The organism is Sphaerisporangium sp. NPDC088356 (assembly GCF_040685555.1).
In the GTDB taxonomy this organism is placed as follows: Bacteria; Actinomycetota; Actinomycetes; order Streptosporangiales; family Streptosporangiaceae; genus Sphaerisporangium.
Genome location: NZ_JBFBIK010000140.1, coordinates 1 through 17534, shown reverse-complemented (window position 1 = coordinate 17534; position 17534 = coordinate 1). Strand labels below are relative to the sequence as shown.

At 69.0% G+C, this 17534-nt stretch carries 18 protein-coding genes and 2 pseudogenes; 13 read left to right on the top strand and 7 right to left on the bottom strand.

What is annotated here, in order from left to right:
• Positions 1-689: pseudogene (locus AB0O34_RS32395) on the top strand (hypothetical protein); the annotation flags it as partial.
• Between the two features lie 77 nt (positions 690-766).
• On the opposite strand, the gene AB0O34_RS32390 reads toward AB0O34_RS32395, so the two are convergent.
• On the bottom strand, positions 767-1699 hold the full coding sequence (locus tag AB0O34_RS32390) for an HNH endonuclease (protein WP_363921990.1): 933 nt from the start codon (positions 1697-1699) through the stop codon (positions 767-769).
• 110 nt (positions 1700-1809) lie between these two features.
• Positions 1810-2010 carry a hypothetical protein gene (locus AB0O34_RS32385; protein WP_363921988.1) on the bottom strand — a complete coding sequence of 67 codons (201 nt, stop codon included), beginning with the start codon at positions 2008-2010 and terminating at the stop codon, positions 1810-1812.
• Positions 2011-2072: 62 nt separating this feature from the next.
• Between AB0O34_RS32385 and AB0O34_RS32380 the strand changes: the two genes are divergently transcribed.
• The 3 genes from AB0O34_RS32380 to AB0O34_RS32370 are packed head-to-tail and all read left to right on the top strand — an operon-like array spanning position 2073 to position 6012.
• Entirely contained in the window at positions 2073-2294 is a 222-nt protein-coding gene (locus AB0O34_RS32380) for an AAA domain-containing protein (RefSeq protein ID WP_363921998.1), read from the top strand.
• Positions 2291-4099, top strand: coding sequence for an AAA domain-containing protein (locus AB0O34_RS32375; RefSeq protein WP_363921986.1), 1809 nt, complete (start codon positions 2291-2293; stop codon positions 4097-4099). Before AB0O34_RS32380 ends, AB0O34_RS32375 begins: the two co-directional genes overlap by 4 nt.
• Positions 4096-6012 (top strand): DUF4236 domain-containing protein, encoded by a 1917-nt coding sequence (locus tag AB0O34_RS32370; protein WP_363921984.1) that lies wholly within the window; start codon positions 4096-4098, stop codon positions 6010-6012. The genes AB0O34_RS32375 and AB0O34_RS32370 overlap by 4 nt, the downstream gene beginning before the upstream one ends.
• Positions 6013-6343: 331 nt before the next feature.
• On the opposite strand, the gene AB0O34_RS32365 is transcribed toward AB0O34_RS32370, so the two are convergent.
• Positions 6344-6775 (bottom strand): RICIN domain-containing protein, encoded by a 432-nt coding sequence (locus AB0O34_RS32365; RefSeq protein ID WP_363921982.1) that lies wholly within the window; start codon positions 6773-6775, stop codon positions 6344-6346.
• Positions 6776-7399: 624 nt separating this feature from the next.
• Positions 7400-7801 carry a hypothetical protein gene (locus tag AB0O34_RS32360; protein WP_363921980.1) on the bottom strand — a complete coding sequence of 134 codons (402 nt, stop codon included), beginning with the start codon at positions 7799-7801 and terminating at the stop codon, positions 7400-7402.
• 14 nt (positions 7802-7815) lie between these two features.
• Here AB0O34_RS32360 and AB0O34_RS32355 point away from each other — a divergent pair, with 14 nt between their 5' ends.
• From AB0O34_RS32355 to AB0O34_RS32345, 3 genes are all read left to right on the top strand, one after another.
• Entirely contained in the window at positions 7816-8586 is a 771-nt protein-coding gene (locus AB0O34_RS32355; RefSeq protein WP_363921978.1) for a hypothetical protein, read from the top strand.
• A gap of 184 nt (positions 8587-8770) precedes the next feature.
• A complete protein-coding gene (locus tag AB0O34_RS32350; protein ID WP_363921976.1) occupies positions 8771-9139 on the top strand; it encodes a ricin-type beta-trefoil lectin domain protein in 369 nt (122 codons plus the stop codon).
• Between the two features lie 182 nt (positions 9140-9321).
• Positions 9322-11241: a cellulase family glycosylhydrolase gene (locus AB0O34_RS32345; RefSeq protein ID WP_363921974.1), complete on the top strand. Its 1920-nt coding sequence runs from the start codon at positions 9322-9324 to the stop codon at positions 11239-11241.
• A gap of 147 nt (positions 11242-11388) precedes the next feature.
• Here the strand turns inward: AB0O34_RS32345 and AB0O34_RS32340 are convergent, their stop codons facing one another.
• Positions 11389-11805: a CoA-binding protein gene (locus AB0O34_RS32340; RefSeq protein WP_363921972.1), complete on the bottom strand. Its 417-nt coding sequence runs from the start codon at positions 11803-11805 to the stop codon at positions 11389-11391.
• A 392-nt stretch (positions 11806-12197) separates the two neighbouring features.
• Complete coding sequence (locus AB0O34_RS32335) at positions 12198-13394, bottom strand: tetratricopeptide repeat protein (RefSeq protein WP_363921970.1); 1197 nt, start codon at positions 13392-13394, stop codon at positions 12198-12200.
• Here AB0O34_RS32335 and AB0O34_RS32330 point away from each other — a divergent pair.
• From AB0O34_RS32330 to AB0O34_RS32315, 4 genes and pseudogenes are all read left to right on the top strand, one after another.
• Positions 13363-13593 carry a hypothetical protein gene (locus tag AB0O34_RS32330; RefSeq protein ID WP_363921968.1) on the top strand — a complete coding sequence of 77 codons (231 nt, stop codon included), beginning with the start codon at positions 13363-13365 and terminating at the stop codon, positions 13591-13593. The two genes, AB0O34_RS32335 and AB0O34_RS32330, sit on opposite strands and share 32 nt — an antisense overlap.
• 35 nt (positions 13594-13628) lie before the next feature.
• A pseudogene (locus tag AB0O34_RS32325) lies at positions 13629-14717 on the top strand (ABC transporter ATP-binding protein); the annotation flags it as partial.
• Positions 14718-14868: 151 nt separating this feature from the next.
• Positions 14869-15195 carry an ATP-binding cassette domain-containing protein gene (locus tag AB0O34_RS32320; protein ID WP_363921996.1) on the top strand — a complete coding sequence of 109 codons (327 nt, stop codon included), beginning with the start codon at positions 14869-14871 and terminating at the stop codon, positions 15193-15195.
• Positions 15192-15704 (top strand): S26 family signal peptidase, encoded by a 513-nt coding sequence (locus tag AB0O34_RS32315; protein ID WP_363921994.1) that lies wholly within the window; start codon positions 15192-15194, stop codon positions 15702-15704. Before AB0O34_RS32320 ends, AB0O34_RS32315 begins: the two co-directional genes overlap by 4 nt.
• 139 nt (positions 15705-15843) lie before the next feature.
• On the opposite strand, the gene AB0O34_RS32310 is transcribed toward AB0O34_RS32315, so the two are convergent.
• The gene (locus AB0O34_RS32310) at positions 15844-16413 is read right to left on the bottom strand and encodes a TetR family transcriptional regulator (protein WP_363921992.1); all 570 of its coding nucleotides are present in this window, start codon (positions 16411-16413) and stop codon (positions 15844-15846) included.
• A 97-nt stretch (positions 16414-16510) separates the two neighbouring features.
• On the opposite strand from AB0O34_RS32310, the gene AB0O34_RS32305 reads away from it, so the two are divergent.
• Positions 16511-16975, top strand: coding sequence for a nuclear transport factor 2 family protein (locus AB0O34_RS32305; RefSeq protein ID WP_363921966.1), 465 nt, complete (start codon positions 16511-16513; stop codon positions 16973-16975).
• Positions 16976-17013: 38 nt separating this feature from the next.
• Complete coding sequence (locus AB0O34_RS32300; protein ID WP_363921964.1) at positions 17014-17421, top strand: hypothetical protein; 408 nt, start codon at positions 17014-17016, stop codon at positions 17419-17421.
• Positions 17422-17534 lie beyond the last annotated feature (113 nt).

The window sequence follows — 17534 nt, the reverse complement described above, 5'->3', positions numbered from 1 at the left end:
CCGAGAAACTGGCGCCGGTCACCGTCGTCGCCGACGAGCGCGACGACGTCCGTGTCGCCCAGGTCAAGGCCATGGCCGAGGAACTGGCACGGCTGGGATACGCCGAACCCGCCCTCGACAGCGAGATCGCCGACCCGGCGACCGGCCGGGCCCTGGCGGTCGCCGAGGCCTTCTGGCCCGACGGGTTGCAGCCGGGACAGGGAAGGCCGGTGATCCTCGAACTCGACCCCGAAGCCGCCGATCTTCCGCGCCTCGAGGAACTTGGATACGAGGTCTTCACATCGGTCGACGCGTTGCTCGGTTACGCCGCGCGTCGCAACGAATCGGCCGCGGGCATAGAAGTGGTGCCTGAGCAGGCCGACGTCGCTCCGGACGTGCGGCCACCGGCGGGAGCGACGAACGCCGGGTTCGACAAGGCCATGCGCTCGATCTACGACCGCGCGCACCGCGAGGCCAACTACCATGCGGGTTACTTCCTGAGCATGCTCGCCGAGCACGGCAGCCTCGTGACGGCCCGCAAGCTCCTGCACGCCCCGGCCGTGAGCGACGGCTTCGCCGCCCTATGGGAACGAGGTCGCCTCGACCTCACCGTCGAAGCCCTGGTCATCCAGCCGCACTTCGCCCACCTGTTCACTCCAGCCGAGATCGACATCGCCCAGCACCGCCTCGCCCAGTTCGGCTACCAGTGAGCAGGCTGCGACTGTAACCCTGGTTTTACTGAGAATGCCGGCCGCTGCGTCCGCGATGTCGCGTGAGCTGAGCATGGTCAGGTGAGAAACACCGCCCCGAGGTGCCACTCGAGGCCTTCACGGTTGGGGCGGTCGGGGCGTTGCTCGGGCACGGCTATGGGCTGCCCGGCTCGCCGGTAGAACTCCTCGCCGTTCCCGAACTCATCGCGCAGCCGTGGGCTGACCCGGAGTCGGTAGTCAGGGTCTACCGCCAGATATCCGCGGTCGAACAACGTGTGCACGTCCGACCGCAGCAGCAGGCCGTTGTCGAGGCGGTGCTGGCCGCCTGCTGAGAGGGGACGGATGTGGGCGGCCTGCAGGACGGGGCGGATCTTCTCTCCCGTGATCGCACAGCGTCGGTTGTAGGCGCGGAGTACAACGGCCTGGAAAGACTGCTGGCCGAGACGGCGTGGGGCCAGACGGGGATCGCCGTACACCGGGCCGTCACGGTGCCATGGTTGGGAGAGGTCGATCTCTACGGGGACTCCCAGCAGGCGTAAGAGAAGATCGTGGAAGTAGTCGGCGCGGGGGTGAACCGCGAGGTCGTAGCCTTTGCCCTGCACGATGTTCGGGGCGAAGTCCGGTGGTGGTCCGGCGGGATCGTCGAGCGGGAAGAAGCGTGTGTCGCGGACGAAGACGCATCCGATCACCGGGTCCTCCCCAGGGGCGATCGGCTGGCTACGGTATTTGCCTATCCGCCGGCGCATCTCTTCCACGTCTGGCGCGCCGTTGGCCTGTCCGAAGAACTCCCAGGCTTCGGATACGCGGAGCTGGGCGAAGCCGCTGTAAAATCCTCCACCGATCACGCGGTTGTGCGGGTGGTGAGTTTTGAAGAAGAAGGGCTCGCCAGGGCTGAGAACCCGGAACTCACGCGCTCCGGACGGCCGCCAGAAGTTCACTTCGGTCAGTGCCGGGCGAGCAGCAAGGAAGCGGTACCACTCACCATCGGTCACCCCGACGTATGCCTTCATGCAGGGAATTGTCTATCTCGTTGATCGTCCCCGCCACTCGATTGCCCTAAAAGACCTGCCGCTCCGTACTCGCCGAGCCGGGTGAGGAGGTTGGCGTGCAAGGCGGACAGTCAGGCCGCTCGTTGCAGGTCGGCGGCTCGCTCCGTGGTCTCCCGAGCGAGCACAAGCTGAAGTGCCGCCAGGTCCAGTACGAGGTCGTCACGGACCGTGGCGGGAGGCCGGGTCAGCACGGCGTGCAGACACTCTGCACAGGTGAGCTGCCAGTCATGGACGGTGAAGCTGTCGGCCGTGTTCAGAACCCTCTCGAGCATTTGGCGGACCGGCTCGCCCGCACTGAACAGCGAGCTTTGGGCGAACGGGCCGAGTCCGCCAACTGAAAAGCTGTCTCGCCTTCCGGCGGGCGCTCGCCGTTCCTGACATGCTGCTCGTTCTGGGGCCCCCGGGTACCGGCAAGACGAGGACGATCACTGAGATCGCGGTCGCCTGTACCGGACGCGGCGAACGCGTGCTGATCACCTCGCACACCAACCGGGCGGTCTGGAGCAGCTGCCGGAGGACATCCAGGCCGTGCGGGTCGGAAACGAGGACGCCGTGACAGGCCGCGCCCGCGGCCTCATGGTGGAGAACCACGTTGCCACGGCGCGCGACCGGATCCTCATGGCCACCGAGGGCTTGGCGTCGCGGTTGTCGGCGTTCTCCGGCGACGGGAAGGTGGCCGATCGCTGGATGGCGCATCTCAGCGAGTCGATCACCACCGCGGACACGGCCGAGAAGGACGCGTCTCGCCACGTCGCCGCCCTGGAAGAGGCCGCGCGCCGGATACAGGCGCCTCTGGCCGGACGGCTCGCCGCCGCGTCCGCCAGGCTGGCGACCGCCCGTGCCACCGTTGAACGGCTGGACGCGCAGGAAGATCTCTGGACGCGGCGACACACGAGCGCGGAAGCCCGCACGGCGTCAGGGGCATTCGCCTTCTTCTTCCGCTGGCTGGCGGGACGGCGGAAGAAGAGGCTGGAAGCGGTGCGACGCCTCCTCGTTCAAGCACGGCCGGAGTTCGCCGAAGCGGACGAGGTGTTCGGTGTTCTGCGAGCGGAGGCCGAGGCACTGGTCGCCGCCGATCCGGAAGCGGCCGGGCTGATCGCTGCCAGGGACGACGCGCGGCGACGCCACAAGCGGTCGCTGGCAGAGGCGGCCACAGTCGCGAGGGAGGTGCGGGCGGCGATCGCGGACGTCGTGCCCGTGCCGGAACTGCTGGTGCCCGCCGATCTGGCCGGCTGGGCCGGGTTGCGTGACCGGCTCGGACAGAGCGTGACGCTGATGCGCGTGCGGGCGGCGCTGCTGGCGGAATGGCGGGCCGGGATCGGCGACGCGGAGCTCGACCTGCAGCGTGAGTTCATTCGCTACGCGGACGTGGTGGCCGCCACCTGCATCGGCACCGCGACCTCCAAGCTGCTCGCCGAGCTGGAGTTCGACCTGGCGATCGTGGACGAGGCCGGGCAGATCTCCACCCCCAACCTGCTCGTGCCTCTCGTGCGGGCGAAGCGGAGCGTTCTCGTCGGTGACCACATGCAGTTGCCTCCGTACCTGGACGAGGAGGTACGGCAATGGGGCGACGATCTGGCCCGTGATGGCATCCTGCCGCCCGCCGCGGCACAGCGGGTCGGCGAACTGCTCAGCCGGAGCGCGTTCGAGCTGTTGTACGGCGCCGTCCCTGCGGACCACCAGGTGATGCTGAGCGTGCAGCGCCGCATGCCGCGGGAATTGGGAGAGTTCGTGTCGGCTGCCTTCTACGGGGGCGCGTTGCGCACCGACCACGCCGGGGGTGGCGGTGATCCTTTCTTCGCGAGCCCGTTCGCCATGGTGGACACCGCGGACCGGCCTGCCGCCGAACGGCGGGAACGGTCCGTCAACCGAGGACAGGACGGGACCGGGCAAGGGTACGTCAACGCCCTCGAAGCAGACCTCATCGTCCGGCTCGTGACGCGGTACGCCCGGCGTTACAAGGATTGGGCGGTGATCGTGCCTTACCGCGCGCAGGCGGAGCGCATCAGGGCTGGCCTCGCCGCCACGCTTGGGCACGGGCAGGAGATAGCCGACAACGTCGGCACCGTGGACTCGTTCCAGGGTGGGGAGCGGGACCTCATCGTGTACGGCTTCACCCGCAGCAACCCGCGTGGTGAGGTGGGCTTCCTCAAGGAACTGCGGCGGTTGAACGTGGCCGTCTCCCGGGCGAAGCGGCAGCTCGTCCTGGTGGGGGACACCACCACGCTGACCGCCGCGCGTGATCCCGGGTTCGCCGTGCTCGTGCGGCAGCTGCTCGATCACCTCGGACGGGTGGGGGACCTGCGGCGTTCGGGTGACGTCTCCGATCGCCTGGACGGCATGGACGGTGAGCCGCTGTGACCTCGCGTGCCATCTACCCCGCCCGGCGTGCCGTGGAGCACGCGGTCAGCATCCCCGGCGTCCGCCCGCTGCGCCTGTTTCCCGTGTTGTGGCCGCTCTGGCAAGTTGAGATCAGTGCCGACATCTACGAGGAGCAGGCGTATGAGGTCATCGACCGGTTCCTGGTCCGCGCCATAGTTGAGGGCGGCATCGACCGCCGGGAGGAACTGATCCGCTTCTACGGCGTGGGACCTTCACTGGTGGACCGCTGCCTCGCCTTCCTCGGCGTGATCGGGCATATCGTGGTGGACGGTGACCACGTGCGGCTCACCGAGCTCGGTCTGCACTCACTGCGGGTGAATGTTCGCCTGACGCCGAAGGAAAGCAGGCAGAAACAGCTTTTCGAGCGCTTCACCGGCCGGCCGCTGCCACGTCGATATCATCACGGCTCGCTGCACGTGCTGCCGGAGCCCCAGATACCGGACCACCTGCTGGCGGACCGTTCACGGTGGCTTTCCCTGTTCGCGGTCACCGCCTTCCAGCCTGGAATGGTCGAGGCACTGGCCGCCCGGCCCGACCGGACGGAGTACAACCTGCCGAGCAGGCTAGAGCCGAGAAAAGTCCGAGGCGAGAGTGCTCGCTTGCGTCAGGCCGGCACCAGGGCGCTGATGGCGGCGCCATCGCCCTGGCTTGCCTGCGGTTCCACCCGGACTGTGGTCCAACATCCCCCTCCTGAGACCCGTGCAAGCGGGTGGCGCGACCGTCTGCAGGCGCGGACGCGAGGTGTGCCTACGTTTGTGACGGTTGAAAGTTGTAACGCTCCAACGCCTTGGACAGATCGAAGCTGTATGGGCATCTACGTGCGCACCACCCTGAAGGCTGGACCGTTCCGCTTCAACCTGTCACAGGCCGGGTTGGGCGTCTCCGTAGGCGTACCAGGCTTTCGGGTCGGTGCCAGCCCGCGTGGCAACTACGTGCGGGTCGGCGGGAACGGTTTCCGCTACCAGGCCACAGCGGGCCGCGGTCCAGCTCGTGCCAGGACCGTCAACTATGGCTACCCGCCGCTGCCCCCAATGCCGATGCCGAGTTCTGTGGTGATGCACGACATCACCGGCGCTCACGCGCAGGCGCTCCTCGCCACGTCTCCCAGCGATCTCGTCGACCAGATGAGGAAGGCGTCCGCGCGCTGGCCGTTGTGGCCGTGGGCGCTGGTGATGACCATCCTGATGTTCATCGCCCTACCGGGGCTCTGGGGTCTGGCGGCCTTTGTGGTCGGGCTCGCCGCGACCGACTGGGTGTGGTTGTGGGATCGTGCGCGCAGGTCGGTCGTCGTCATCTACGACGTGAACGATGCTCCCGCGCAGGTGTTCTCGGAGCTTGTGGACGCGACGACCGCTCTTTCCCAAGCGCAGAAGTTCTGGTTCGTCCCTTCACGTGGCGTGGTGACGACGACCTACCAGCACAAGGTGAACGCCGGGGCGGCCAGCCTCAGCCTCCACGAGAAAGCTTCGATCTCGCTGGGCGGGCCGAAGTGCCTGGTCACGAACATCGCTGTGCCGACGCTCAACGCTGGACAGCGCTCCATCCACTTCCTTCCCGATCGCATACTCGTCAGGGACGGCAGCGACTTCGCCGATCTTCCCTACCCGGCCGTTCGTGTCATTGGTCAGTCGATCAACTTCATCGAGTCCGGCTTGGTGCCGTCCGACAGCCGACACGTGGGGACCACGTGGAAGTACGTGAACGTCAAGGGCGGTCCCGACAGGCGCTTCAAGGACAATCATCAGCTGCCCATCATGTTGTACGGGGAGCTCACCCTCATGAGCAATACGGGGCTGCACTCCGTTTGGGGGGCGTCCCACCTTCCGTCCGTGACGAGGGTCGCTATGGCGGTGCAGCGAGCTTCGGAGATGCGCATCCCGGTCGCCCCTTAATCGTCCGTAATGGGCGGGTCGGCTCAGCATGACATGAACACTTCGCCGAGGTGCCACTCGAGGCCTTCACGGTCAGGGCGGTCCCCGAGATGGACGTGTAAGGCGTGGGGCGGCTGCTCGCCACCGTCACCGTGGTTGACGTACCGGGCGGGGGCGGTGCCTGGTTCCTAGCGAAGGAGCCCAGCGGTCTGCCCGTCCAGGCCCGGACGCGCGGATCGTGGTGCCACGGCGGGCGAGATCGTCGACGCCTCGCCCGCCGTGGACGGCTGGCGGGAAACTCTTCACTGAACGCTCCCGGTTCCGGCCGGGTACTTCGTCTCCTGATCGACGATCAGCCTACGAGCCTGAGTGTCCAGCGGCGGGAGGGGTGGTTGTCGCAGGTGAACTGGAGGGCCTCGACGTTGTTGGCGGTGCTGACTCCGCCGGCGATGGTGAGGCACTTGCCGGTCTGGACGTTTCTGATCTGGTAGAGGCCGGTCCCGGTGACGTCGGTGACCCTCCAGCGGCGGGAGGGGTCGGTGTCGCAGGTGTACTGGAGGGCCGTGACGTTGTTGGCGGTGCTCACGCCGCCGGCGATGGTCAGGCACTTGCCTGTTTGCACGTTCGTGAGCATGAACGTGTTGGTCGGCCCGAGGTGCGTGCGTGCCGCGGCTTTCGAGAGCGCGGCCGTATCCGCGCCGGCGGGGGAGGCGGCGGGCACACCCAGCGCGGCGACGGCGAAGGCGGCGGCGATGCTGAGCAGGGGGCGGATGGAACGGTCCATGTGATGCTCCTCGTGTCGCGCTGTTCCCGGTTCGTCCCGGACAGGCGGATCGGTATGGCTTGGCGAGCCTGCCTGCATTGCCAACGGTCGCCGAGAACCGCGGAGCGGCACATGAGTAGGCCCCTACTCAAGCGAGAAAGGGCGGCAGGCCGATGCCGCCCCACACGTCGGTCCGACCGTACTCGGGCAGAGAGGGGTCCGGGCTCAAGCGCGAGCCCGGTCGGGCCCGTCCCTTCAGGACCTGAAGCATCGACGAGCTGGCCGCGCCGGCACCGGTGGGCTGGGCTCTCGCAGTCGAGCCAGGTGAACTCCACAAGCGAGTGGCGAAGGCGAGGGAGGCGGGTTCTCTCCGGGAGAGCCTGCCGCCATGACCGGCTTACGGGGCCTGTCCACCATTCGGAAACCGGCTGGAGCGCCGCCACCGACTGGTGGGTCTGTTAAGTCGCCGCCAAGCCGCTGCGAAGTACCGCCGGGCACTCTTCTGGAGAACCGAGAGAGCAGCGGAAACCCCCGATACCCGGATGGCTCGGGCGGATCCCCGGCTGCTCGTGCCACAGGTCCCGACCATCCCAGCTCCTGCCCGAGTGCCTCCAGTTCGTCTGGGTGGCCGGGCACGAACGCCACCTAGTAGCGCGCGTTGAGCGCCAGGCACAGCAACCGGGGGTCGCCGGCGGCGCGGGCGATCTCGACGGCTTCGGCGCTCGCGCTCTCGGTGAGCTCGTCGTCATGGCCCACCGACTCCTGGGCCAGGGCGGCCAGCAGCCGGCACCGTAGCTCGCCCGTCGCGGCGGGCAGGCAGCTCCGGATCGCGTCCACCAGGTCGGCGTCCCCGGTGAGGTCGGTCTGCGAGATCCAGACCGCGGGCGCGTCGTTGGCCACCGCGGCGCGGGCGATCGCGGCGGGGTCGCCGAGCCTGCGGGCGACGGCCAGGGCCTGCCGGCGGTCGGTCGCCGCCCGCATCAGGTCGCCCGCGCTCGCCCGCGCGGAGACCAGACGGCACAGCAGATCCAGCCGGATGTCGTCCACGGGCTCGGTTCCGAGTGCTGGCGGTCTCCGCCCGCGGCGGCCTGCTCGGCTACCAGACACTCGGGCACTACGCTCTGTGCAATGTCGCGCTCGGCCGTAACGACTGGGCCTCGGCCCAGCGGCACGCCGGACGGGCGGTGGAATACTCCACGAGCGGCCAGCTCGGCCTCGCCCTGGTGGCCATCGCGCACCTCGACGCCCTCCGCCTCCTGCTGGACGGCGAGTTCGAGCGGGCCGAGGCGGCCTACACGGCCCTTGCCGACCGGATGGGCGAGGCCGGAGGATCGAACGCCGCCATCTACGGCAGCATGAGCAGATTCGCGGCACGCCTCGCGTGGCCGGGCCCACGAGTCGGTGGCCGAGTTCGCCGCCACGCACCATCGCGTGCCAGGGGCGATCGACGAGTTCTACGTCAGCGCGCTGGTCGCCGCCGGACGCCTGGACGACGCCCGGTCCGCCTGGCCGGCGCACCGCGCCACGAGACGGGACATTTTCCTGCGGATCAACCTGGCGCTCCGCGCGGGCAACGCGGTGGCCCTGGCGTGCCGCGAGGTGGCCGAGGAGTGCTACCACCTGCTCCTGCCGGCCGAGGGAGAGATGATCGGCCTGCAGACCGTCTCGATGACGCTCGGCCCGGCCTCACCCTCGGGCGGCTGGCCGAGTTCCTGGGCGACCCCGCCCGGGCCGCGGACCACTACTCCACGGCCGCCGACGTCGCGAGGCGGCTCGGCTCACCACACTGGCAGGACCAGGCCAGCCAGGCACTCGCCGCGGTCCGGCCCTGACGGCGGGCACAGGCGTACAGGGGGCGGGCCCGCCGGAACCGGACGACTGGCCTCCCCACAGCTGGGTGATGGGTGGGTCGCAGCACGGTGTGGCTCGAGGGCTCGCGTTTCGCAGGTCGTTGAGCGGCGTGTCGACGGCGGGCCGGGGGAACGGTGTTGTTAGCGCTAACATCTGCTCTGTGCGGTGCTGCTTGGTAGGTGCCTCGATGTCGCGGGTGGCTCGCAGGCCAACGGCACGCAGGCGCAGATCTGGGACTGCAACGGGCAGGCGAACCAGCAGTGGACGCCGACCGGCGCGGGCGAGCTGCGGGTCTACTCGGGCAAGTGCCTGGATGTGTACCACCGAGGAACCGCCAATGGCAGCTCTGCCGTCATCTGGGACTGCAACGGGCAGAACAACCAGCAGTGGAGGTTCAACGCCGACGGCACCATCACCGCCATCGGCGCGAACAAGTGCCTGGACGTACTGAACAACGGCACCGCCAACCGCCTCCCGACCCCCGCCTCCCGCGGGATCCTCAGCGGTTTCGCCAGGAGAGTCTCACGCCTCTGACCACGGGTCACTCCGCATTGTGTCCTGCTCGGATTGTTCGGACTTCGGCAGAGCCGGTGGTGATTGGCGAGGCGGTCTCCGTCGGCCTCTGTTCATCGTCACCGCCTTGGTGGATCATGAGGCCACATCCCCATGTGTGCGGTACGAGCTGAAGCAGGTGAACGGTGAGAAGGTCCATCGTCATGTCAGCACTGGCCGTCACGACGCTCGTCGCCCTTGTGTGGACACCGGGACCAGCGGTGGCGCGGACCGCCGCTCAGCCGGCCGGGGTGCGCGCCGTCGGCATGGCACCGGTATCCGCTGAGCCGGTGGCCGCCTGGACTCCGCCGCTCAGCACCCGGGGCCGCTACATCGTCGACGCGAACGGCAACCGCTTCAAGTTGAAGTCGGGGAGCTGGCACGGTGCCAGTGGCACGTGGACGGGATCGGGTGACGTCAACGACGCGGCGAACCACCACGCCGGCGAGAAATCCGACCAGATGCCTCTGGGCCTGGATCGGGCGCCCATGTCGGAGATCGTCGCCGGCTTCGGGGAACTGGGGCTGAACAGCGTCCGCCTGCCGTTCTCGAACGAGATGATCCACGACCAGCGCCCGGTGCCGGAGGCGGCTGTCGTGGCGAATCCCGGGCTGGAAGGTAAGACTCCGCTGCAGGTCTACGACGCGGCGGTGAAGGCGCTCACCGGGGCCGGACTGGCGGTGATTCTCAACAATCACTCGAACACCTCCCGCTGGTGTTGCGGGGTGGACGGCAACGAACGCTGGAACGCGAGCCAGACGGTGGACCAGTGGGAGAGCGACTGGCTGTTCATGGTGCGCCGTTACAAGGACAACCAGCGGGTCGTGGGCGCGGACCTGTACAACGAGGTGCGCCGCTCCGTCCTGGACGACCCCAACTGGGGCCTGGGCGACAGCCATGACTGGTACAGCGCCTCCCAGCGGATGGGCGATCGCATCCTGCGGGAGGCCGATCCCGACTTGCTGGTCATAATCGAGGGCATCAACTGGACGGGCATCCCGGTCGACGGGTTCGCGCACGAGCGTCCCACTCTGGAGCCGGTTCAGCGGCTCTCGCACACGCTGGTGAAGTCGAACAAGCTGGTGTACTCCGCCCACTTCTACGGCTACACGGGCCCGAGGCACAGCGGGGCGACGGGTCTGGGCGAGACCTCCGACCCGCGCTACCAGGACCTCAGCCGGGACGAGCTGTACGACGTGCTCCGCCGGCAGGCCTTCTACGTGGCCGCAGAACCGGACATGCATTTCACCGCGCCTGTGTGGATCAGCGAGTTCGGCGTCGGCGGCCGCGACGAGACCGGGGAGAAGCCGCGCGCCTGGTTCACCAACTTCGTGGACTATCTCATCGCCACCGACGCCGACTTCGCCTACTGGCCACTCGTCGGCTGGCACGAGAACCGGAAAGGCAACGGCTGGGCCCTCATGCACTGGGACGCCGCGGGCAGGCGGATGGGCCTGTTCGACGGCGACGACTGGCGGGCCGGTGCCTGGACCAGGCTGATCAACGCAACCGGCCGGACCGGGCAGGTCGCGCCGGTCAGCGACTGGTCCATGCTCACGCTCGACCACACCGACTTCAACCAGTCTCTACGGATGGGCGCACAACCGGACTGGGATTCCGGAGCGCGCAAGGCGTCGTGCCCGGACGGCCAGCGGCTGGCCGGCCTGAGCCACACCGGCAACCGGGGCCTGTGTACGGACGCCTCCGCCGGCGACCTGTGGGCATCGTCCGGCGGCTATGAGGTCGTGCGCGACGAGAGGCACGTGCTGCAGGGCGACTGGGCATCGGGCTACACCAAACTCCAGTGCCCGCCGGCTCACTTCCTGATCGGCTACAGCGTCCGCGGCGCGGCCGTTTCCAGCGCTCTGTGCGCCCGGTCCTCGGCCCAGCTCGGCACGGCGGGGCGCACAGTGTGGTTCGACCGAGGCGACAACCGCCCTTCTGCCGCCAATGGGGGAGACTTCGCGTACGGGAACTACAAGGGGCAGTGCGCGAACGACGAGTACGGGGCCGGCGTCGCCTACACCGGTCGCCTCGGATCCAGGAGAACACCGGACGCACTGCTGTGCCGCAAGCTCGCCTAGAAACCCTCGTGATCTGTCGAACGCAGGGTAGACACGGGCGCGTAGGTGGGCGGTGATCGCGCCTATGAAGAACAGTACGAGGCCGGAACGGGTTGGGCGCACCGTCGGGAAGGTTGAGCAGCAGCAGGAACTCCGGACGCAGGGCGCTCAGGTCCGGCGCAGTGCCCACTCGACGCCTGGGCAGCGGTCCATGACGACGTCGAGTCCGGCGTCCAGGGCGCGCTGAGCGGCGGCCTCGTCGATCACGCCGAGAGGCAGCCAGACCCCGCCGGCGCCCGCCGTGATGGCCTCGTCCACCGCCTGCCCAGCGTACTCGGATCGCCGGTACACGCCGACGACGTCCACCTTGACCGGCACCTCGGCCAGAGACGCGTATCCCGGCTCGTCCAGGACGGTCTTGGCGGCGGGGTGGACCGGGATGATCCGCTTGCCTCTCGTCTGGAGCAGGCGCGCCTGGTCGTAGACCGTACGGTGCGGGTCGTCGCCGAGCCCGACGAACGCCCATGTCCCCGACTTCTCGAGCAGTCGCTTGATGACACCCTCGTCAGCGAAACGATCGTCCATGTGTTCCATCAACACGATCGGTACCCCGGGGCTTCCCGCGAAGCGAACACGAAGAGGAATTCTGGCCGGCCGCGGGGTTCGCCGCTCGCCGTGCCGGAAGGTCCGCCTTACAGCTGTGCCGGGCCGGTCGGCTGCCCGCCGGGGGCCTGAAAGCGGCCGGACTCGCGCCAGGCGGCCCAGAGGGTCACCGGTGCTATCGGGATGACGAAGGAGAGGACGTTCCACGCCGCGGTGGGCAGACGGAACCCTGTTCCATAGAGGGTCAGTGGCGGGCATGCCGGTCGAGGGCCGCGCGCTGCTGCGGCGTGCCATGGCCACCCCGGCCAGCCCTCCAGGAGATCATCGCGCATGACCCGGCCGGAACGCCCCCGGCGTGGTCGACGGTGGGCGGCTCAGGTGGTGTCGCTGCCGAGGTGGCGGATTCGTTCCCGGAGGGCCGCCGCGTCCGCGTCGTTGACCTCGTCGAGGATGGTCAGGGCGGACTGCCAGCGGTCGCGGGCATGGTCGATGTCACCCGCTGCGGCGTGCGTGTCGCCGAGATGGGTCAGGGCGGCGGCTTGGAACGGGCGGGCGCCCAGCTCCCGGAACAGGGTGAGGGCCTGCTCGAAGCAGTCGAGCGCCTCGTCGAAGTGGCCGAGGTGGTGGGCGTAGCCGATGCTGTCCAGCGTGCCTGCCTGGCCGTACCGCGAGCCGATCTGCCGCTGCAGGATGAGGGCCTGCTCGCCTGAGGTGAGGGCCTCGGCGTAGTCCCCCAACCGGGTGCGGCACCAGCCGACCATGTTGAGGGCGTTCGCCTGGCCGGTGACGTGGTCCGCCGCTCGGAAGAGGAGCAGTGCCTCCGAGGCGTGGTCCAGCGCCGTGCGGTAGTCGCCCTGACCTTCCAGCGCCAGCGCGAGACTGATGTGCACGTTGGCGCGAGCGCCGTCGTCGCCGTGCCCGGTGGCCAGCTCCAGTGTCTCCGCCAGGTGGGCACGCCCCTCGTCGAAGCGGCCCAGCTGCGCGCAGGCGGTGCCGAGGACGCGGAGCACCCTGATCTGGCTGGTCCGGTCGTCGAGACGTCTCGTCGCCTCCAGCGCTATGCCCTGTACGGTCATCCGGTCGGTCCAGTGGCCCCGGCGCTCCAGGAACTCGGTCATGGTCCAGGCCAGTTGCCAGGCGTGGACGTCGAATCCTGATCGGTAGGCGTGCCGCACGGCCGCGAGCAGGTTCTCGTGCTCCGCGGTGAACCAACGCGTCGCCCGCTCGGAATCCGGCACGTCACCCCGTGCCACCCCCGGCCCGGGTTCCGCCACCACGACCGGGTCGCGGTGCGGGTTGAGCGACATGGCCGCCGTCTGAGCGGTGTGCAGGTAATGGTCGAGCAGCCGGCGCGTCGCCGCATACCCCTCGGCGGACGCGTACCCCTCGGCGGCGTCGTCCTGGCGAGCGGGTTCGGCCGCGTCCCGGCGGGCGAGTTCGGCGCTGTAGGCCCGGAGCAGGTCGCGGACCTCGCCGGCCTCATCCCCAGCGCTGAGGAGGTCGAGTCGCTTGCGCTCGTCGCGCGGGCAAGGTGCGGCGGTGAGCGGTGCCCCGGAGAGGGCCCTGCGCATCGGCGTGCGAGAGCTGCGCGCCTCCGTCGCGGAGGCCCTCTCGCTCATCTGGCGGTCGGCATCGGCGGACGTGGCGAGGTTCCTGCTGCTGACCCTCGTCTCGGCCGCGGCGCCGATCGCGACCGCCTGGCTGACCAAGCTGGTGCTCGACCGGTTGACGGCTCCGCACGGTGCGGTCGGGGGCTGGCACTCGGACTGATCGCCACCGGGCTGGGAGCCGCCGCCCTACCGGCGATGCTCCGCTACCTGAGGGCTCACATCGGCCGGTCCGCCAACCTGGCCGCCACCGAACGGTTGTTCGTCGCGGTCGGACGCCAGGTCGGCCTGCGCACCTTCGAGGACTCGGCCTTCCAGGACCGGCTCCGGCTGGCCCAGGGGGCCACCGGTCGCATCGCCGAGTTGGTGGACGGCATCGGCAACGGTCTCGGCGGCGCGCTCTCCCTCATCGGTTTCGTGGCGTCCATGCTGATCCTCAGCCCCGTGATGACCGCAGTGGTGCTCCTGGCCGCCCTTCCCGCGCTCGTCGCCGAGCTGTATCTCGCACGGCGCCGATCGAGCATGGAGTGGAGCATCGAACAGTACTACCGGCGGGAGTTCTTCTACATCCAGCTGCTCACCGGGGTGTCCGCGGCCACGGAGATCCGCCTTTTCGGCATCGGGGCGTTCCTGCGCGCCCGGATGATCGACGAACGACTGTCGGCGAATACGGCGATCCGGCGGATGGACCTGCGGGAACTCCGCACCCAGGCGGGACTGACGGTGCTGAGCGCGGTGGTGGCCGGGGGCGGCCTGTGGTGGGCGATCGCCGCTGCGCGGCGCGGGGAGTTGAGCATCGGAGACGTCTCCATGTTCCTCGCGGCCGTCGTCGGCGTGCAGTCCGCCCTGGGGACGCTGACGTCGTCGATCTCCGGCTGGCAGTCGAGGCTGCTCGCCTTCACCCACTACATCGCCGTCGTCATGGCCGAACCGGACCTGCCGCGTGCGGAGCGGGGGGACGCACCGCCGCTGCGGCAGGGCATCGAACTGCGGGACGTGTGGTTCCGCTACAGCGACGACCACCCCTGGGTCCTCCGCGGGGTGGACCTGACCATCCCCCACGGATGCGCCGTCGCGCTCGTCGGGCTGAACGGCGCGGGAAAGAGCACGCTGGTCAAGCTGCTGTGCCGGATGTACGACCCGACCCGAGGTCAGATCTTGTGGGACGGAACGGATCTGCGCGACATCCCCCCGGCCATGCTCCGCGAGCGGATCAGCGCCGTGTTCCAGGACCACATGAACTACGACATGACGGCCCACGACAACATCGGCCTCGGCGACCTGAGCGCACGGGACGACCCGGGGCGGATCGAGGAGGCGGCGGCGCGTGCCGGGCTGCACGACAAACTCGCCGGGCTTCCCCGCGGTTACGACACGCCCCTCACTCGCGTCTTCGTGATCGGGGACGACAAGGACGACCCGGTGACCGGCGTCGTTTCTGTCCGGCGGGCAATGGCAGCGCCTCGCGCTGGCACGGGCCTTCGTGCGGAACGACAGGGATCTGATGATTCTCGACGAACCCAGCTCCGGCCTGGATCCGGAGGCCGAACACGAGATCCATACCCGCATGCGGGAGCACCGCGAGGGCCGTACCAGCCTGCTGATCTCCCATCGGCTCAGCGCCGTCCGCGACGCCGACTACATCGGGGTCCTCGACGACGGACGGATCATCGAACACGGGTCGCACGACGTCCTGCTCGCCGCCGATGGCAGCTACGCCAGGCTCTTCCGCCTCCAGGCCGCCGGCTACCAGGAGGCGCTGTGACACTTGCCCTTCCGGCTCTTCCGGCGCCGCTGGCTCTTCTGGCCGCCGGGACGCTGCCGGCCATCGGCCTGCTGGCGCTCTGGGTCCGCCGCGGCTTCCTTGCCACGACCGTCGACGGTACGAGCATGGAACCGACGCTGCGACCCGGCGACCGCCTGCTGGTCCGCAGGACGAAGCGGGTCCGCGCGGGACAGGTCGTCGTCTTCGTATATCCCGGCCTGCCGCACGCCGAAGAGCCCATACCCGAGCGGGACCGCTCGCTCCTCATCAAGCGGGCCGTGGCCGTGCCGGGCGAGCGGGTGCCTGTCGAATGGGAGCACCCGGACGTTCACGAATTAGCCGGCGTGGTGGTGCCGCGCGGATCTCTCGTCGTGCTGGGCGACAACCGCGCGACCAGCTGGGACTCCCGGCACTACGGCTTCGTGAGCCACGACCGCTTCATCGGCGTCGTGGTCCGGCGCCTGCCCAGGCGGGAAACGTTCGAGGGGGAGACCGTACCTCGGAGGTAATCGACGGGCCGCGATCCGTGCCGGACCTCGCTGAGCAGTCCGCGAGGAACTTTCAGGTTGCCGCCCTGCATGTGACCGTGCATGTCGCCGTGACCGCACCAGGCAGGTCTGCCCGTTGTACGGGTTTGTTCGACGCTGTTCAGGACGGGCCCGCGGGTTCGTCGGGGCGGGTGAGGGCGGTGATGGCGGGGCGGAGGGCGGCGGCGATTCGGGTGGGGGAGACGTCGCGGAGGGCTGTGAGGTCGAGTAGTTGGTGGGCGACCGTCACGCCCAGCATCGTGCTGATCATCAGGGCCGCCCGCAGGTCGGCGTCCTCGGCGGGGATGGCGGAGCTGAGCTGCTCCACCTGCTCGTCGAGCCGGGCGCGCACCCCCTCGGCGGCCTCAGGGTGGGTGAGCATGGAGCGCATCATCGCCAGCGACGCCTGCGGGATCGGCCCGATCTTCATGCCGATCCTGGCCAGGAGTTCCTCGACCAGCTCATCCAGGCCGCCGTTCAGGGGCGGGATCGCGGGGATGCGCACCGCCAGGTCGAACAGTTCCTGCTTCGAGCCGAAGTACTGCATCACGAGGGCCGGGTCGACCTCGGCCATGGAGGCGATGGCCCGGATCGTGGCGCGCTCGAAGCCGCGCTCGGCGAAGACGGTGCGCGCGGCGGCCAGAATCCGCTCCTCGGATCGGCGCCGGCGCTCCACGCGGCTGTTCGGCATCTCGTTCACGGCATGACTCTACCGACGTTGACCGACGACACCGCTCCGCTCTACAGTCGTTGAATCAACATCCGTTGAGTGAAGGAAGTGTTCGACGATGGCCAAGTCCCACCGCACCCCCCGAGACGTGCTCGCCCTCTTCCACCGCGCCATGGTCGACAAGTCGGCCGACGACCTCGCCGATCTGTACGCCGTCGACGGGGTCCACGAGTTCCCGTTCCGGGCCCCGGGGTTCCCTACTCGTTTTAGCGGACGGGATGAGGTGCGCGCCGGTTACCACAAGGGCTGGGACGCCAGCCCGGTGCGGCTCGCGGAGATCCATGATGTGGTCGTGCACGAGGCCGCCGATCCGGAGGTGATCGTGGGTGAGTGGCGCGGCACGGGGACGGCCGGGCCCGAAAGGCGGCCCTTCGAGGTGTCCGGGCTGCTCATGTTCCGTGTGCGCGACGGCGAGATCGTCGAGATGCGCGACTACATGGACGTCTTCGGCACCTACCACGCCACCGGACGCCTGAAGGACGTGGTGGCCGCCCTGGGCGCCCAGGCCGCGGCGACTACCTGACCAACCCGGCGCCTGGAGAACCACCTGAACGACTCAACGTGGACGGCGGACGCACGGGTGTGGGCGAACGACCGGCGGCCATCACCAAGACGCTGAAGGGCAAGGTGAAGGTGGTCGCCAAGCCGAAGGCCACGTTCTCCGACCTGCTCGACACCATGAAGGGCAAGCCCAAGGGGATGTCCCGCTGGGCGTGGATCCTCGACAGTCCGCACATGGCCGACGTCCTGGCGACGTACCGGAGCGGAGGTGTCTTCAACTGGGGGCAGTACAGGAGCAAGAAGTTCGACGCCCTGCTCGACGCCGCTGACCGCACCCCGTCCCCGACCAAGGCGGCCTCCCTCTATCGCCGCGCGGAGAAGGTGCTGGTCCAGGAAATGCCCGCCATTCCGCTGTTCTTCTACCGGAACGTCGCGGGTATTCGGAGAACGTCTCGAACGTCACCCTGACCCCGTACGGCACGCTCGATGTCTTCTCTGTGCAAGCGTGAGCATTGCCGCTGCGGCCTGAGAGGGCCGACCGGGCCTTCGCGGAATCGCCGTTGGGGCGGTGGGCATTCACC

Excerpts from the sequence above, each read along its gene's own strand:
- AB0O34_RS32390 (WP_363921990.1), bottom strand. The coding sequence starts at position 1,699 with ATGAAGGCATACGTCGGGGTGACCGATGGTGAGTGGTACCGCTTCCTT.
- AB0O34_RS32385 (WP_363921988.1), bottom strand. The coding sequence starts at position 2,010 with ATGCTCGAGAGGGTTCTGAACACGGCCGACAGCTTCACCGTCCATGAC.
- AB0O34_RS32365 (WP_363921982.1), bottom strand. The coding sequence starts at position 6,775 with ATGGACCGTTCCATCCGCCCCCTGCTCAGCATCGCCGCCGCCTTCGCC.
- AB0O34_RS32345 (WP_363921974.1), top strand. The coding sequence starts at position 9,322 with ATGTCAGCACTGGCCGTCACGACGCTCGTCGCCCTTGTGTGGACACCG.
- AB0O34_RS32340 (WP_363921972.1), bottom strand. The coding sequence starts at position 11,805 with ATGGACGATCGTTTCGCTGACGAGGGTGTCATCAAGCGACTGCTCGAG.
- AB0O34_RS32335 (WP_363921970.1), bottom strand. The coding sequence starts at position 13,394 with ATGCGCAGGGCCCTCTCCGGGGCACCGCTCACCGCCGCACCTTGCCCG.
- AB0O34_RS32310 (WP_363921992.1), bottom strand. The coding sequence starts at position 16,413 with ATGCCGAACAGCCGCGTGGAGCGCCGGCGCCGATCCGAGGAGCGGATT.
- AB0O34_RS32305 (WP_363921966.1), top strand. The coding sequence starts at position 16,511 with ATGGCCAAGTCCCACCGCACCCCCCGAGACGTGCTCGCCCTCTTCCAC.